This is a genomic window from Microvirga solisilvae (assembly GCF_022808595.1).
GTDB lineage: Bacteria > Pseudomonadota > Alphaproteobacteria > Rhizobiales > Beijerinckiaceae > Microvirga > Microvirga solisilvae.
In genome coordinates this window covers 52,302-67,702 of the sequence record NZ_JAKUCN010000002.1, presented here as the reverse complement: position 1 = coordinate 67,702, position 15,401 = coordinate 52,302, and the positions used below count along the sequence as shown (strand labels likewise).

Annotated in this window: 13 protein-coding genes; 9 read left to right on the top strand and 4 right to left on the bottom strand. The window is 62.9% G+C overall.

Annotated elements, in window-relative coordinates; all coding sequences use genetic code 11:
* Positions 1-9: 9 nt before the first annotated feature.
* The 6 genes from MJ639_RS04855 to truB all read left to right on the top strand — a co-directional run bounded on the left by MJ639_RS04855 (position 10) and on the right by truB (position 6,349).
* On the top strand, positions 10-681 hold the full coding sequence (locus MJ639_RS04855) for an RNA-binding protein (protein ID WP_243369134.1): 672 nt from the start codon (positions 10-12) through the stop codon (positions 679-681).
* The gene (infB, locus tag MJ639_RS04850; RefSeq protein WP_243369133.1) at positions 678-3,710 is read left to right on the top strand and encodes a translation initiation factor IF-2; all 3,033 of its coding nucleotides are present in this window, start codon (positions 678-680) and stop codon (positions 3,708-3,710) included. Before MJ639_RS04855 ends, infB begins: the two co-directional genes overlap by 4 nt.
* A 102-nt stretch (positions 3,711-3,812) precedes the next feature.
* The gene (locus MJ639_RS04845; RefSeq protein ID WP_243369131.1) at positions 3,813-4,400 is read left to right on the top strand and encodes a YcxB family protein; all 588 of its coding nucleotides are present in this window, start codon (positions 3,813-3,815) and stop codon (positions 4,398-4,400) included.
* Complete coding sequence (gene rbfA, locus MJ639_RS04840) at positions 4,393-4,821, top strand: 30S ribosome-binding factor RbfA (protein WP_243369129.1); 429 nt, start codon at positions 4,393-4,395, stop codon at positions 4,819-4,821. The genes MJ639_RS04845 and rbfA overlap by 8 nt, the downstream gene beginning before the upstream one ends.
* A gap of 11 nt (positions 4,822-4,832) precedes the next feature.
* Entirely contained in the window at positions 4,833-5,420 is a 588-nt protein-coding gene (locus MJ639_RS17895; protein WP_423790755.1) for a YcxB family protein, read from the top strand.
* Positions 5,417-6,349, top strand: coding sequence for a tRNA pseudouridine(55) synthase TruB (gene truB, locus MJ639_RS04830; RefSeq protein ID WP_243369125.1), 933 nt, complete (start codon positions 5,417-5,419; stop codon positions 6,347-6,349). The genes MJ639_RS17895 and truB overlap by 4 nt, the downstream gene beginning before the upstream one ends.
* Before the next feature lie 114 nt (positions 6,350-6,463).
* Here the strand turns inward: truB and MJ639_RS04825 are convergent, their stop codons facing one another.
* The gene (locus MJ639_RS04825) at positions 6,464-7,006 is read right to left on the bottom strand and encodes a ferritin-like domain-containing protein (RefSeq protein WP_243369123.1); all 543 of its coding nucleotides are present in this window, start codon (positions 7,004-7,006) and stop codon (positions 6,464-6,466) included.
* A 299-nt stretch (positions 7,007-7,305) separates the two neighbouring features.
* On the opposite strand from MJ639_RS04825, the gene rpsO reads away from it, so the two are divergent.
* Both rpsO and pnp read left to right on the top strand, forming a co-directional pair.
* Complete coding sequence (gene rpsO, locus MJ639_RS04820) at positions 7,306-7,575, top strand: 30S ribosomal protein S15 (RefSeq protein ID WP_239350800.1); 270 nt, start codon at positions 7,306-7,308, stop codon at positions 7,573-7,575.
* Positions 7,576-7,854: 279 nt separating this feature from the next.
* Positions 7,855-10,029, top strand: a complete 2,175-nt coding sequence (gene pnp / locus MJ639_RS04815; RefSeq protein WP_243369121.1) for a polyribonucleotide nucleotidyltransferase — start codon at positions 7,855-7,857, stop codon at positions 10,027-10,029.
* A gap of 507 nt (positions 10,030-10,536) precedes the next feature.
* Here the strand turns inward: pnp and MJ639_RS04810 are convergent.
* Positions 10,537-11,388: an AraC family transcriptional regulator gene (locus tag MJ639_RS04810; protein WP_243369117.1), complete on the bottom strand. Its 852-nt coding sequence runs from the start codon at positions 11,386-11,388 to the stop codon at positions 10,537-10,539.
* A gap of 72 nt (positions 11,389-11,460) precedes the next feature.
* Positions 11,461-13,149 (bottom strand): adenylate/guanylate cyclase domain-containing protein, encoded by a 1,689-nt coding sequence (locus MJ639_RS04805; protein WP_243369115.1) that lies wholly within the window; start codon positions 13,147-13,149, stop codon positions 11,461-11,463.
* A 243-nt stretch (positions 13,150-13,392) separates the two neighbouring features.
* On the opposite strand from MJ639_RS04805, the gene mbfA reads away from it, so the two are divergent.
* A complete protein-coding gene (gene mbfA / locus MJ639_RS04800) occupies positions 13,393-14,376 on the top strand; it encodes an iron exporter MbfA (RefSeq protein WP_243369112.1) in 984 nt (327 codons plus the stop codon).
* Between the two features lie 26 nt (positions 14,377-14,402).
* On the opposite strand, the gene MJ639_RS04795 is transcribed toward mbfA, so the two are convergent.
* Positions 14,403-15,341 carry a DMT family transporter gene (locus MJ639_RS04795; protein WP_243369109.1) on the bottom strand — a complete coding sequence of 313 codons (939 nt, stop codon included), beginning with the start codon at positions 15,339-15,341 and terminating at the stop codon, positions 14,403-14,405.
* Positions 15,342-15,401 lie beyond the last annotated feature (60 nt).

The window sequence follows — 15,401 nt, the reverse complement described above, 5'->3', positions numbered from 1 at the left end:
TCAGCACCAGTGCCGCGGCATGAACCGGAGCGCACCTGCATCGTCACCCGCGAGGCGAAAACGCCCGCGGGACTGATCCGCTTTGTCCTCGGGCCCGACCATCAGGTCGTGGCCGATCTCAAGCACAAGCTTCCCGGCCGGGGCGTCTGGGTGACGGCCCGGCGGGATATGGTGGACGAGGCGGTGAAGCGCCGCCTCTTCTCCCGCGCCTTCAAGACCGAGGCGAAAGCCTCTGAAACCCTGTCACAGGACATCGAGCACCTGCTCCGGGACGACTTGAGACAGGGCCTTGCGCTCGCCAACAAGGCGGGTTGCGTCATCACCGGCTTCGAGAAAGTCGAGTCGGCCATCACGAATAAGCCCGTCGTTGCCCTTATTCATGCCGCAGAGGCGGCTGAAGATGGGCGAAGAAAATTGGCGAACCCGTTGCGAAAACGCCTCGGGAGCGCAATATCTAGCTTTCCGGTCATCCAAGTATTGTCGAATGACGAATTGGGTTTGGCATTAGGCCGGTCACATGTGATACATGCTGCCCTCGTCGCGGGCGCTGGGAGCGACGGCTTTCTGAACCGCTGGCACCGTTACCGCATCTTTTGCGGCACCGATGCCGATCTATCTGGCCTCGGAAACGAGACCGGCGAACCCACGATTTTGAAACCCGCAGGAACTGAGGCGGAATGACTGATACGAAAAACCAGGGCGACAAGACTCTTCATGTGTCGTCCAAGACGCTGTCTCTGAAGCGCCCCGTCGAGCAAGGCACGGTGCGGCAAAGCTTCTCCCATGGCCGTTCGAAGGCGGTCGTGGTCGAGACCGTGAAGCGTCGCCCTGCCGTTGGCCCCACGGGGGCCAAGGATGAAAAGCCGGCAACCCCGCAGGCTGCAGCTCCCGCTGCCGCGCCGAAGGCGGCTGCTCCGGCTCCGGCTCCAGCCGCAAAGCCCGCACAGGGCGGTCGCCCGCAGCGTGGCGCTCCCTCCTCCAACGCGCCCCGGTCCGGTGTGGTGCTGCAGACGCTCTCCGATCAGGAGCGCGATGCCCGCATGAGCGCCCTTGCCGACGCCCGCCGTCGTGACGAGGAAGACCGCAAGCGCCAGGCCGAGGAAGCAGTTCGCCGCGCAGAGCGCGAGGCTGCCGAGGCCCAGGACCGTGCCGCGGCCGAAGCCCGCAAGCAGGAAGAAGACGAGCGCCGCCGTCAGGAAGCCGAGCACAAGCGCCGCGCCGAGGACGAGGCTCGCCGCCGTCTGGGCGAGGAAGCTGCTCCCGCACAGGCTCGCGACCGTGGCCCGGCTCCGCGCCAGGATGGTCCCCGTGGCGAAGGCCGCCCCGGTGGTTTCCGCTCGGAAGGCGGCCCGCGTGGCGAAGGTCGCCCCGGCGGCTTCCGCTCCGATGGCCCGCGTGAGGGTCGTCCTGGTGGCGGTTTCCGCTCCGAGGGTGGTCCGCGCGGTGAAGGCCGTCCCGGTGGCGGTTTCCGCTCCGAAGGCGGTCCCCGTGGCGAAGGTCGTCCCGGTGGTTTCCGCTCCGATGGTCCGCGCGAAGGCCGCCCCGGCGGCTTCGGCGGCGGCCCGCGCGCCACTGGCGGCACCTCCGGCGGCCGTCCGCCGAGCTTGAATCACATGGCCCGCCCTGCGGCTCCGGCTATTCCGGATCCGTCCACGGCCAAGCCGAATGCCCGTACCGCTCCGCCGGTCGCGTCCCGTGGCCCTGCCGTCGAGATCGATGACGATGAGGCACCGCGTACAGCCCGTCGTCCTGGCGGCGGTCCGGCCAAGCCTGCTCTTCCCCAGAAGACCCCGAAGGCTGCCCCCGGCGAGGAGCGCCGTCGTGGCCGTCTGACGCTTGCCAACGCGACGTCCGGTGAGGACGAGCGCACCCGCTCGCTCGCCGCCTTCCGCCGCCGCAACCAGCGCCTGATGGGCAAAGGTCATGTGGAGCAGAAGGAAAAGATCGCCCGCGAGGTGACGATTCCGGAGACGATCACCATCCAGGAGCTCGCCAACCGCATGTCGGAGCGCGCCGTGGACGTGATCAAGTTCCTGATGAAGCAGGGACAGATGCACAAGATCACCGACGTGATCGATGCCGATACCGCGCAGCTCGTCGCGGAAGAGCTCGGCCACACGGTGAAGCGCGTCGCGGAATCGGACGTCGAGGAAGGCCTGTTCGACACGCCCGACGTGGACGAGAACCTCTCGGCCCGTCCGCCCGTGGTCACCATCATGGGCCACGTCGACCACGGCAAGACCTCGCTGCTCGACGCGATCCGCAAGACCAACGTGGTCTCCGGCGAAGCCGGCGGCATCACGCAGCATATCGGCGCCTATCAGGTGACCTCGCCGCTCGGCGGCAAGATCACCTTCATCGACACCCCCGGCCACGCCGCCTTCACCGCCATGCGCGCCCGCGGCGCCAAGGTGACGGACATCGTCGTGCTCGTGGTGGCGGCCGATGACGGCGTCATGCCCCAGACCATCGAGGCGATCACTCACGCTCAGGCGGCCGGCGTGCCGCTGATCGTGGCGATCAACAAGGTGGACAAGCCCGACGCAAACCCGCAGCGGGTGCGCACCGAGCTGCTCCAGCACTCGATCGTCGTGGAATCCATGGGCGGCGAAACCCTCGAATTCGAGGTTTCCGCCAAGACCGGCCAGGGCCTCGACAGCCTGCTCGAAGGCCTGTCGCTCCAGTCGGAAATTCTCGACCTCAAGGCGAATCCCGACCGTTCGGCCGAAGGCACCGTCATCGAAGCCAAGCTCGATCGCGGTCGCGGTCCGGTGGCCACGGTTCTCGTCCAGCGCGGCACGCTGCGCACCGGCGACATCGTGGTGGCCGGCGCCGAATGGGGCCGCGTGCGCGCCCTGATCAACGATCTCGGCGCCAACACGAAGGAAGCAGGCCCCTCGGTTCCGGTCGAGGTGCTGGGCTTCAACGGCACGCCGGAAGCAGGCGACCGCGTCGCGGTTGTCGAATCCGAAGCCCGTGCCCGCGAGGTCACCGAGTACCGCACCCGCCAGAAGCGCGAACGCGCCGCCGCCCGCATGGGCTCGGCCGGTCGTACGCTGGTGGACATGATGCGCGACCTGAAGGCCGGTGCCGGCCGCAAGGAATTCCCGCTCGTCATCCGTGCCGACGTGCAGGGCTCGGCGGAAGCCATTGCCGGCGCTCTCGAGAAGATCGGCAACGAGGAAGTGGGCGCCCGGATCATCCAGGCCGGTGTCGGCGCGATCTCGGAATCCGACGTCACGCTGGCGGAAGCCTCCGGCGCCATCATCCTCGGCTTCAACGTGCGCGCCCACAAGGAAGCACGTGAATCCGCCGAGCGTGCCGGCATCGAGATCCGCTACTACAACATCATCTACGACCTCGTGGATGACGTGAAGGCGGCGATGTCCGGTCTGTTGGCTCCGACCCTGCGCGAAGAGCGCCTCGGCGAAGCGCAGATCCTCGAGGTGTTCAACGTGTCCAAGGTCGGCAAGATCGCAGGTTGCCGCGTCCTCGACGGCGTGGTCCAGCGCGGCGCTCATGTCCGCCTCATCCGCGACAACGTGGTCATCCACGAAGGCAAGCTGGCACAACTCAAGCGCTTCAAGGACGATGCCAAGGAAGTCACCTCCGGCCAGGAATGCGGTATGGCCTTCGAGAACTACCAGGACATGCGTGCTGGCGACGTGATCGAATGCTACCGCGTCGAGGAAGTGAAGCGTTCGCTCTAAGCCGCTTCGCCTCCGCCTCAAGAACATCAATCGACATGGCCGGGCCCAAACCCGGCCATGCTCTCTTTGAAGGGCCCGGTCCAATCCCGGAGCAAAGAAACAATGACCGGACTAGATCTGCGTCCCGGCCCTGCCGGTCAGCATCATCTCCCACTCAGCATAACTTATACTCTTCTGTTTGAAGATTTTGTCGCGCTTAACAAAGCAGCGCTTCGCAACGGGCCTCCTAGAAGTCTTTTCTGGGCCGCTTACCTCACCTTCATGACCGGCATTTTTTTACTGGCTATCATAGGCACAGGGCTCTGGCTCGATGGCTGGAAATCGCTTGAGCTCTTCAAAAGAAGCAGTTTCCAATCGAATCTTTTGAGAATCTATCCTGCAGTCATTCTCTTGGCCGTAGTGATCAACCTTGTCGGGCGGCAGCTAAACTGGCGCTGGACGTTCAAGAGACGCTCAATTTCCAATAAGGAAATCACTCTCTCCTTCAGCGAAGAAGGACTGCAAAGCTCGGTTTCCGATTTTGAAGGAAAAGCCAGCTGGGCTGCTATCAAGCGTGTTTATCCCTCGAAGGCTCATCTCATCCTTTTCATCAGCAAGTTGGAAGGCTTCGTGATTCCACGCCGTGCCTTTCAATCTGATGAAGCCTTCGACACTTTCGTAATCTATGCAAAGGAGCGCGTGAATGGCTAAGCGCTTTGAACAGACCACCGGCCCCTCGCAGCGCCAGCAGCGTGTGGCCGAACTCATCCGCCACGCGCTCGCCGAGGTTCTCTCGCGCGGCGATCTTCAGGACGATGTGCTGACGAAAAATGTCATCACGATTCCGGAAGTGCGCATGTCGCCCGATCTCAAGCTCGCGACCGCCTACGTGATGCCGCTCGGCGGCAAGGACGAGGACGCGGTGATCAAGGCGCTGGAGAAGAACAAGAAGGTTCTGCGCCAGGAAGTCGCCCGCCGCGTGAACCTGAAATTCGCCCCCGACCTGCGCTTCCGCCGCGACGAGAGCTTCGATGAAGCCGCCCGCATCGACGCCCTGCTGCGCTCCGAGCGCGTGGCGCGGGATACGGGTAAGCCCGGTACTGAAATCGATGAGGACGAGCAGGACACCTGAGAAGGATTACGATGGTGTCTGACCTAGTAAAGAACGCGGCGCAGGGCATCATCGATGTCAGCTTCACGCCATCCCTGGCCGATCTGAAAGTCCTGGTTCGGAATGTTCCGGATCGTCTCTGTTTCGCTATCGTGACCATCCTGTCGCGCATTGGCGCTTTCGCGATTGCGGCGGCTCTGGCTGGGCTCGTGCTCTGGAACGTCGATGCGATCCAGGCGAGCGTTCTGGAAAACGTCACGCTCGCGATCGCGGGTGGTCTGATTGGGCTGATGGCTTTCCGTATGCTGTTCGAAAGAAGATGGCGGAGCAGCATCCGCAAATCCCTTTTTCATCACGCACAGACGCTGCATGTCACCAGCGATGGACAGGCTCTCACCATCGAGGGTGAGCATGTCAAAACTTGCATCGCGTTTGCAGGCATTGAGCGATTGGCCAAGTTGGAAACCCATTTGATCTTCTACAGGAAGCGCGATGCCATTCTCGCTTTGCCGAAAGCGGCCTTCGCCCAGCCGGAAGCATTTGAGGCTTTCGCCTCGTTTATGCAGAGCCGGATGGCTGCCGATCAAACCCAACAACCCGTTTTAGAGAAAACCGCATGACCGACGCCCCTCAGAACGAGCGCCCTCCCCGCCGCCCCCACGGCGACCGCCCGAAGAAGCGTGACGTCAATGGCTGGATCATTCTCGACAAGGGCGTCGGGATGACCTCGACCCATGCGGTCGCGGTGGTGAAGCGCGGCTTCTCTGCCAAGAAAGCGGGCCATGCCGGCACCCTCGATCCACTTGCCTCCGGCATCCTGCCGATTGCTTTGGGTGAGGCCACGAAGACCGTGCCGTTCATCATGGACGGGCGCAAATCCTACGTGTTCACCGTCGCCTGGGGCGCGGAGACGAACACCGACGACACTGAGGGTGAGATCGTCGAGCGGACGGACAAGCTGCCGGAAGCTTCCGAGATCGAGGCGCTGCTGCCGCGCTTCATCGGCCAGGTTCAGCAGGTGCCGCCGCGCTTCTCCGCCATCAAGATTCAGGGCGAGCGCGCCTATGACCTCGCCCGCGACGGCGAGGTGGTGGAATTGCAGGCACGCACGGTCGAGATCGACCGCCTCACGCTGGTGCATCATGACGGCAACCGCTCGGTGATCGAGGCGGATTGCGGCAAGGGCACTTACGTGCGCGCCATCGCCCGCGATCTCGGCCGCGCACTCGGCTGCCTCGGCCATATCGCGGCTCTCCGGCGCACGCGCGTGGGCCCGTTCACGGAGCACGATGCGGTGACGGTAGACAATCTCACCACCGATCCCGCAGCCTTGCGCCCCGTGGAGACGGCACTCAGTGAAATTCCGTCCATCATGGTGAGCCGCGACATGGCGAACCGCCTGATGCGCGGCCAATCGATCATCCTGCGCGGTCGCGATGCGCCGCTCTCCGGCAAGGCCTACGCCACCTGCAACGGCATTCTCGTGGCCGTCGGCGACATCGAACGCGGCGAGCTGGTGCCGCACCGGGTGTTCAATCTGGGGGCTTAAGAAAACGTCATCCCGGGACTGCGAAGCAGAACCCGGGATCGCGTGACGATAATTGTGCTGTATTCTGAGAACGATCCCGGATCGGCTGACGCCGTCCGGGATGACGCTTAAGACTTACCGATCGGCCTTCAGCCCCTGCGCTTCGCGCGACAGATACTTCAGGGTAATCGGCTCAATCAGGTCGTAGATGGCCTGCGCGGCCTTTTCCTCTTCGCGCAGCGTCTCCTGAAGAGCGGGGACGAAGCGCTGGTGGCCGGCGGCCTCGGCCATGGCGATCAGGGACTTGTAGGACGCGATCTCGAAATTCTCGAAAGCGTGGTTGGCGAAGGTGTTCTTCAGAACTTCGTCGGCCATGGGCATATGGCCGGCCGCGGCCATGTTGGCCATGAACTGAGTGGCCATGTCCTTCAGTAGCGAACGGTCCTCGCCGAAGGTGTGCAGCATCTCGTCGAGACGGCGCACCTGGCCTTCGGTCTCGGCGATGTGCTTGCGCAGCAAGTCCGACATTTCCGGATAGTTCTGGAAGCGCTCCACCTGGCGCTGCATGAGCTGCAAGGCTTCCTTTTCGAGGGCGTGGGCGTTCTGAAGGCCGGTGATGAAGATGTTCTTCACGGTTTCGTTGGAGGCGAGGTCTGTCGTGCCGATGCTGGCGGTCATGGTGTCGAGTTCCTATCTTGAGGGTATCTGGTTCTCCAACATCGGCCCCCAAGACTTGTTCCGGGCTTGATGACGCAGCAGCCATCCTCTTGGCCTACCTTGGCAAAAAGGATTCCGCTGGCACTTATCCCCAATTCGTGTATGGTGCGCCCGCCTTCGAAGGCTTGACCCTCGAAGAGCCGTCTTGGGTTACCAGACCGCGCTGGACGACATCCCGGCCCGGCCTTTCCCGGACGAACCCGACCTTCAGGCGTCAAACGCCAAGGTCATCACGAAAAGCAAACCTGAAAGGATATGCGATGTCGATCACTGCTGAGCGCAAGAACGCGCTTGTGAAGGAATTCGCGCAGAAGGCTGGCGATACGGGCTCCCCCGAGGTGCAGGTCGCCATTCTGACCGAGCGGATCAACAACCTGACCGGTCACTTCAAGACCCACAACAAGGACAACCATTCCCGTCGTGGCCTCCTGAAGCTCGTCTCGTCGCGCCGTTCGCTTCTCGACTATCTGAAGAAGAAGGACGAGAGCCGCTACAAGACCCTGATCGAGAAGCTCGGCATCCGCCGCTAAGCTTTTAAACGACTTCCGTCCGGAGCATGGCTCCGGACGGTTTTTCCCGGAGATCCTCTCCGGTATTCCCGAACGGATCGGATGAGAGCATCCGGCAAGTTCGCTCCGGCGCCGGTTAAGACGAGAGAAGTCCCGGCGTCCCTTTGAGGAGACGGATGACGCGATGACCATGGCAGGATCGCAAGGGGCTTGGGTGAGCGGATCGTTCCGCCGCATGAGCCTCTTGCCGTCTTGCTCATGGCATCGAGCCCCCGCTCCTGCTGTCATGAAAGACTGAAAATGTTCGATACACAACGCGAAGAACTGATCTGGGGTGGGCGCAAGCTCACGCTCGAAACCGGCCGCATGGCCCGCCAGGCCGATGGCGCCGTGGTTGCCACCTATGGTGAAACCACCGTGCTCGCCACCGTCGTCTCCGCCAAGGAGCCGAAGGCCGGCATCGACTTCTTCCCGCTCACGGTGAACTACCAGGAGCGCGCCTACGCCGCCGGTCGCATCCCGGGCGGCTACTTCAAGCGCGAAGGCCGACCGACCGAGAAGGAAACCCTGGTCTCCCGCCTCATCGACCGCCCGATCCGCCCCCTCTTCGTCGAGGGCTACCGCAATGACACCCAGGTCGTCGTGACCGTGCTCTCGCACGATCTCGAAAACGATCCCGACATCGTCGGCATGGTGGCTGCTTCCGCAGCCCTCACGCTCTCCGGCGTCCCCTTCATGGGCCCGGTCGGCGCTGCCCGCGTCGGCTATATCGGCGGCCAGTACAAGCTGAACCCGACGCTCCAGGAAATGGAAGAGACCGTCCTCGACCTCGTGGTCGCCGGCACGGCTGATGCCGTGCTCATGGTCGAGTCGGAAGCCAAGGAACTGGCCGAAGACGTGATGCTCGGCGCCGTGATGTTCGGCCACAAGCACTTCCAGCCGGTGATCGAGGCCATCATCCGCCTCGCCGAGAAGGCCGCCAAGGAGCCGCGCGACTACCAGCCCGCCGACCTGTCGGATGTGGAGAAGGCCGTTCTCGACATCGCCGAGAAGGACCTGCGCGAAGCCTACAAGCTCACCAAGAAGCAGGACCGCTACAACGCCGTCGACGCCGTGAAGGCGAAGGTGTTCGAGGCGCTCTGCCCGGCTGAAGGCGAAGCCAAGTTCGAGGCCGAGAAGGTCAAGGCCGTGTTCAAGGAAGCCCAGGCCAAGGTCGTGCGCTGGAACATCCTCGATACCGGCTCGCGCATCGACGGCCGTGATCTCAAGACCGTTCGCTCCATCGTCTCCGAAGTCGGCGTTCTGCCCCGCACCCACGGCTCGGCCGTGTTCACCCGCGGCGAGACGCAGGCCCTCGTGGTGGCCACCCTCGGCACCGGCGAGGATGAGCAGTACATCGATCAGCTCGAAGGCACCCGCAAGGAAACCTTCCTGCTGCACTACAACTTCCCGCCCTACTCCGTCGGTGAGACGGGCCGCATGGGCTCGCCCGGCCGCCGCGAAATCGGCCACGGCAAGCTCGCCTGGCGCGCCATCCACCCGATGCTGCCGGCCGCTCACGACTTCCCCTACACGATCCGCGTCGTGTCGGAGATCACCGAGTCGAACGGCTCGTCCTCCATGGCCTCCGTCTGCGGCGCCTCGCTCGCTCTGATGGACGCCGGCGTGCCGCTGCGCCGTCCGGTCGCCGGCATCGCCATGGGCCTCATCCTCGAGGGTGAGCGCTATGCGGTCCTGTCCGACATTCTCGGCGACGAGGATCACCTCGGCGACATGGACTTCAAGGTGGCCGGTACCGACCAGGGCATCACCTCGCTCCAGATGGACATCAAGATCGCCGGTATCACCGAAGAGATCATGCGTGTCGCTCTCGAGCAGGCCAAGGGCGGCCGCGCCTACATCCTCGACGAGATGAACAAGGCCCTCACCGCTCCGCGCGCCGAACTCGGCGAGCATGCGCCGCGCATCGAGACCATGCAGATCCCGGTCGACAAGATCCGCGAAGTCATCGGTTCGGGCGGCAAGGTCATCCGCGAGATCGTGGAGAAGACCGGCGCGAAGATCGACATCAACGACGACGGCCTCATCAAGATCGCCTCCGCCGACGGCAAGTCGATCAAGGCCGCCTATAACTGGATCCGCTCCATCGTCGCCGAGCCCGAGGTCAACGTGATCTATGACGGCACGGTGGTGAAGGTGATGGAATTCGGCGCCTTCGTGAACTTCTTCGGTTCCCGCGACGGCCTCGTGCACATCTCGGAGCTCGCCAAGAACCGCGTCGCCAAGGTCACCGACGTCGTCAAGGAAGGCGACAAGGTGAAGGTGAAGTTCCTCGGCATGGACGAGCGCGGCAAGGTCCGTCTCTCCATGAAGGTCGTGAACCAGGAAACCGGCGAAGACATCACCGAGCAGCTCAAGGCCGAGCGCGAAGCCGAAAAGGCCCAGCGCGATCAGCAGAAGCAGGCCGGCGAGTAATTAAAAAAGGGGCGGTTTACACCGCCCCTTTTTATTTATGCATAGCTCTTCAGAACCCAGGTAACAGCCTTCCCTTTGTAGGGAGGCATAATATTGCCCTTGGCAATTGGAGCAGTCGTGTACTCGTACAAGTCATCGACTTTCCAAACCCCAGATTCGGGGCACTTCTCTCCAGTTTTAGTCTTGGTTCCGATTGGGGGCTTCGACATAAAGGTCATAATGACTTTCCTTTATAAGAACGAAAGTCAGGCCTTGACGCGCGAATCACAGGGAATCATAGTCCCTATTGTCCAATACGAACGCCGCCCAGCCTGACTAGGGATTTGGGCTAGGACATCCGAACCGCTTAGAGTTGCCGCTCTAAGCGGTTCTTCTTTTATCCTGCCTATAGGATTGGGGAGGCCTTAGAGTGGAGTCAACATGACTCTCCGGCAACTCATTCGAATCCTGTGAATACAAGTTACACCATGTGTAACCACGAATTCTGAACTTTGCAGAGTCCGGCTTTTACTTCAGCGGCAGATAGATATCCGTCCGCAGCTCGGTCGGCGGCGTGTCGCGCGGGCTGTTGAGGTAATCCTCGAAGACCGGCGCATCGGCAGCTTCGCGGCCCGATGCGGGAAGCCATTGGCCGAAGAGCCAATCGTAGGCCATGCGCATGTCGCCATAGGGGCCTTTGTATTTCAGAACCGCATAATCGCCGCCTTGAACCTGCGTCGTCAGAAGCGGCGCATCGACCGGGGCCGGATCGGTGACGGCAACGCCGGCCTGCGACCTCAACTCGGCCTCGGGCACGCTCGTCGGATCGTCGAAATAGACGCCGATCATGCGCAGGCCCGGCCTGATCAGGTTGCGCGAGGCGAGGGTCGTGAACAGAAGGTCGAAGCTCTTGCCGATGCTCATGTAGGAGCCGCGATGATCGACCGCGATCAGCGTCATGGCGGGAACGTGGGTGAGAGCGACGTCATACATGGCTTGGATGTCCTGGGGCGTTGAAGCTTTGAAGACCGAATGGCTGCCGACCTCGCGGTATGTCGCGGGCGGCAAACCGAAGGCGCTACTGAAGGCGCGGGTGAACGAGGCCTGGCTGTCGTATCCGGCGCGCAGAGCGATGTCCGGAATGGATCTTTCGGTATGGGCGAGATCGGCAGCGGCGCGCTGCAACCGCAGACGCCGGACGGTCGATGCCAACGTCTCACCGAAATAGCCGTGATAGATGCGATGCCAGTGATAGGCCGACAGGCAAGCGACCTCGGCGAGGGTGTCGATGGTGAGGTCTTCATCCAGATGATCGTGGATATAGGCCGAGACACGCGCGAGGCGCTTTGCGTAGGATTCCGGAACAGGCTCTTCAATCATTCGCCCCTCGCCTTCACTTCGACTGAACATGTCTCAATCTAGGCGAAGGGCGTTTGACAAATCCTGCTTTTCTCAAACCCGCGCGAGCTTCTCCACTTCCGGAATGATCCAGCTATCCAGCGGCGCCGCCCTTCCGCGGATGGAGACGGTGCTGCGTTCGCAATCCGACAGGTCGAGGCCCGCTCGCGTGGCGATGTCGTCGGAGATCACGAGTTCCGCATCGAGCTCTTTCGCCAGGCCCTCCAGGCGACTTGCGGCATTGATGGTGTCGCCCACAGCGGTGAGGCCCGTCGCCTGTCCGTAGCCCATCTCGCCGACGATGGCAGGGCCTGCGTGAAGGCTCATGGCGATCTTCAAAGGCTTTTCGAACTCGCTCGCATATTGCCGGTTGAGAAGTTTAAGCCCTGCATGGATTCTCAGAGCCGCATCGACCGCCTGTCTTGCGGATTCCTGCGGCGTTCCCTTCAAGCCGAAAAGCGCCAGCACTCCGTCGCCGATGAATTTGTCGATGTATCCGCCCGCATTCTCCACGCACTCGCCCACCATTTCGAAATAGCGGTTGAGGATGAAGACGGTATCAAACGGCAGATGCCGCTCGGCCATGGTCGTGAAGCCGCGCAGGTCGCAGAACAGAACCGCGATCTCGCGCTCCTGCCCCTGCCCTGCGATGCCGCGCACGAGGGATGTGACGCCCTGGCGTCCCGTGGAGAGGATCGGCACCACCGCCACATCGTGCACGGGCCTGAACTGGCAGGCGAGACGCACATGCTCTCCGGCCTTGATCCGCGCGAGCGTTGCGCGTTCCTGACCGGTGGGAGGCGGCTGTCCCTCCTCGCCATCGATGAGGCGCACGCGGCAGGTGGAGCAGCGCCCTCGCCCGCCGCAGACGGAGACATGCGGAATGCCCGCAAGGCGGCTTGCTTCCAGCACGCTGAAGCCCGGCGGCACGCTGACGCTCTGATTGTTGGGATAAACGATCCGCACGCTTCGCGCCTTCAGCAGGCTGCTGCGGATGATGCGTGCGATGAACGCGCCGAGCACGAGCGCCGCAAAGCCCGCATAGAGTCCCGTATTGATGTCGGCGAGCTTATCGGCAACCGTCGACGAGACCCGCATGGCGGGACCATATTGATCCGGCGCGCGGGCGATCTCCTTGCCCGCCGAGACGAAGCCGAGAAGCGCCAGAACCGGCACGAGAACAGCGCCCGTGTAGAGAAGCAGCGCATAACGCGCGAACCAGGTTTTCGCGCGCAGCCAGAAGAAGATCCCAAGGCATCCGTGAAGCCACGCGATGATCAGCGCGATGGTCTGGCGAAGGCCGATCTCGGGTGCGCGGACCCAAAGGTTGCGAACCACTTCCGGATAACCGGACCCCCAGCCGGTCAGGCTCCATTCGACGCGCGTTCCCACCACATGCGAGATCACGAGAAACGGCAGCGAGAGGCCTAAAGCCAACTGCGCCGCCTCGCGCCATGGCATGCGCAACGTGCGCCGCCGGTAGAGCGCCTGAAGCGCCATGAGGAAATGCGTGAACAGCGATCCGTAGAGCAGCATTGTGCCGAGCGGGTTTCGCCAGAGAAGATTGAACCACGCCCTGCCCTGCTCCATCGCATCGATGGAAATGAGACCGAGCGCATGATTGCTGAAATGGGTGAGCAGGAAAGTGCCGAGCACGAGACCCGTCGCCAGGCGCAGCTCGCGCCAGCGGAACGAGATCGCCCTGGGCTTCGTCTCACGAGACGGTCTTAGCCAATGCTGCATGCGCCTCCTGAGCGATCGCGCCGTTCTTTGGAAACTAGCGCGGGTTCGAATCCCCGACAGCAGCGGCCTCTGCCTTGCGATTGTCAAATCACTATCACCGGATCGGGCCGGGCCCTGGCGGAGTGGTGTTCTGGTGGCAAAGGCTCTGATTGCCCCTCTGCCTTACATCCCTCTCAAGCGTCACCGGATTGACGCGGGTATCCCGGAACGTTATTTAGAATTATTCTAAACAAGGTTTTCGCCATGCTTTCCCGTGTCTTCGGCTTCGACCGGCGCCCCTTCGATTCCCTGAACGAGCAGGAAATCCTGGCGCTCGCCATCTCCTCCGAGGAGGACGATGCGCGGATCTATCGGTCCTATGCGGAGGGCCTGCGGGAGCAGTTTCCGCAATCGGCCAAGGTCTTCGACGAGATGGCCGTCGAGGAGGACGGGCACCGGGCGGCGCTGATCGAGCTGCACCGGCAGCGCTTCGGCGAGACCATTCCGCTGATCCGGCGCGAGCATGTGCGCGGCTATTACGAGAGAAAGCCCGATTGGCTCGTGCGGCCGCTCGGGATCGAGAAGGTGCGCGCTGCTGCCGAAACCATGGAGGCGCAGGCCCATCGCTTCTATGTGGAGGCCGCCAAGCGCACCTCCGACGCATCCACGCGAAAACTGCTCGGAGACCTTGCTGCGGCGGAGGTGGCGCACGAAACGCTCGCCCGTCGCCTCGGCCTCACCTACACGCCGGATTCGGTGAAGGAGGAGGAGGCCCAGACGGAGCGGCGGCAATTCATCCTCACCTATGTCCAGCCGGGCCTTGCCGGGCTGATGGATGGTTCGGTGTCCACTCTCGCGCCGATCTTCGCGGCAGCCTTCGCCACGCAGGATACCTGGCAGACCTTCCTCGTCGGCCTCTCGGCCTCGGTGGGTGCGGGCATCTCCATGGGCTTCACGGAAGCCGCCCATGACGACGGCAAGCTGTCAGGGCGTGGCTCTCCCATCAAGCGGGGTCTGGCCTCCGGCATCATGACCGCCATCGGCGGCCTCGGCCATGCCCTGCCCTACCTCATTCCGCATTTCTGGACGGCGACGCTCATTGCGGCGGCGATCGTGTTCGCAGAGCTCTGGGCGATCGCCTTCATCCAGAACCGCTACATGGAGACGCCGTTCCTGCGCGCGGCCTTCCAGGTGGTGCTCGGCGGCGCGCTGGTTTTCGCGGCAGGCGTGCTGATCGGGAATGCTTAAAGCATCTATGCAGAGCAGCGTGACAATCAGGCTTTGCGCTCGGAGAGCGTGAACCAGCCGATGCCGAGGATGACGAGGGCGGCGCCGAACCAATCCGCGCCGGTCACCGCATCGCCCAGAACCGCCATGGCGAGAATGATCGTGACCACCGGGCTCAGCATGCCGATGGTGGCGTTAGCCTGGGCGGAAATCTGCTTGAGCGCAGCACTTAGGAAAAACGACGGCAGCACTGTCGCGCCGAAGGCAAGTGCTAATCCGAGGCCCCAGAGGGAAGGGGTGACGAAAATCGCCTCGACGGGATGCGTGAAAAGGAATTGCAGGATCACGGCGACGCCTGCGGAGCCCATGGCGACGCAGGTGAAGAATTGCGGGCCGATCGTCATGATGAGCGGCTTCGCGAGCAACTGGTAAAGCGCGAAGGTGACGGCGGCGGCGAGCACATAAAGCGCGCCCGTCATGATGCCGGAACCGAAAGCGGAAAAGTTCTGCGCGAACATGAGCGCGAGGCCCGCATAGCTCACTGCGAAAGCGAGCAGCGCCTTCGGCTTGATCCGCTGGTGGAAGAAGGCGGCACCGAGCAGCACCACGAAGAGCGGATAGGTGAAGAGGATCAGCCGCTCGAAATGCGCCGAGATGTATTCGAGACCCTTGAAGTCGAGATAGCTCGACGTCCAATAGCCGATGAGGCCGACGCCGATCATGCGCAGCCAAAGTCTCGCATCCGGAAGCGGAGCGCCGCTCGCCCGCATGCCGGCGAAGGCATGCAGCCCGATGACGAGATAGAAGGGCAGGGCGAGGATCATCCGCAAGGCCAGCGTCGTCTCCGCATCGATCCCTTGAGCATAGGCGAGCTTGATGAGAATGCCCTTGGTGGCGAACAGGGTCGCCCCCATAGCCGCCATGGCATAGCCCAGATAAGGCGGGCGCTTGGCGTCTTGGGCGGCATTGTCGAGGGAGGCGGTCATGGTGATTCCTTCGCCTGCCAGCTCTTTCACAACCCCTCCGAAGGCACAAGGCACTTGGGT

Bases quoted from the DNA above. Each gene is read 5' to 3' on its own strand.
- rpsO (WP_239350800.1), top strand. From the start codon at position 7,306: ATGTCGATCACTGCTGAGCGCAAGAACGCGCTTGTGAAGGAATTCGCG.
- truB (WP_243369125.1), top strand. From the start codon at position 5,417: ATGACCGACGCCCCTCAGAACGAGCGCCCTCCCCGCCGCCCCCACGGC.
- rbfA (WP_243369129.1), top strand. From the start codon at position 4,393: ATGGCTAAGCGCTTTGAACAGACCACCGGCCCCTCGCAGCGCCAGCAG.
- MJ639_RS04825 (WP_243369123.1), bottom strand. From the start codon at position 7,006: ATGACCGCCAGCATCGGCACGACAGACCTCGCCTCCAACGAAACCGTG.
- MJ639_RS04805 (WP_243369115.1), bottom strand. From the start codon at position 13,149: ATGCAGCATTGGCTAAGACCGTCTCGTGAGACGAAGCCCAGGGCGATC.
- MJ639_RS17895 (WP_423790755.1), top strand. From the start codon at position 4,833: ATGGTGTCTGACCTAGTAAAGAACGCGGCGCAGGGCATCATCGATGTC.
- mbfA (WP_243369112.1), top strand. From the start codon at position 13,393: ATGCTTTCCCGTGTCTTCGGCTTCGACCGGCGCCCCTTCGATTCCCTG.
- pnp (WP_243369121.1), top strand. From the start codon at position 7,855: ATGTTCGATACACAACGCGAAGAACTGATCTGGGGTGGGCGCAAGCTC.
- MJ639_RS04795 (WP_243369109.1), bottom strand. From the start codon at position 15,341: ATGACCGCCTCCCTCGACAATGCCGCCCAAGACGCCAAGCGCCCGCCT.
- infB (WP_243369133.1), top strand. From the start codon at position 678: ATGACTGATACGAAAAACCAGGGCGACAAGACTCTTCATGTGTCGTCC.
- MJ639_RS04845 (WP_243369131.1), top strand. From the start codon at position 3,813: ATGACCGGACTAGATCTGCGTCCCGGCCCTGCCGGTCAGCATCATCTC.
- MJ639_RS04810 (WP_243369117.1), bottom strand. From the start codon at position 11,388: ATGATTGAAGAGCCTGTTCCGGAATCCTACGCAAAGCGCCTCGCGCGT.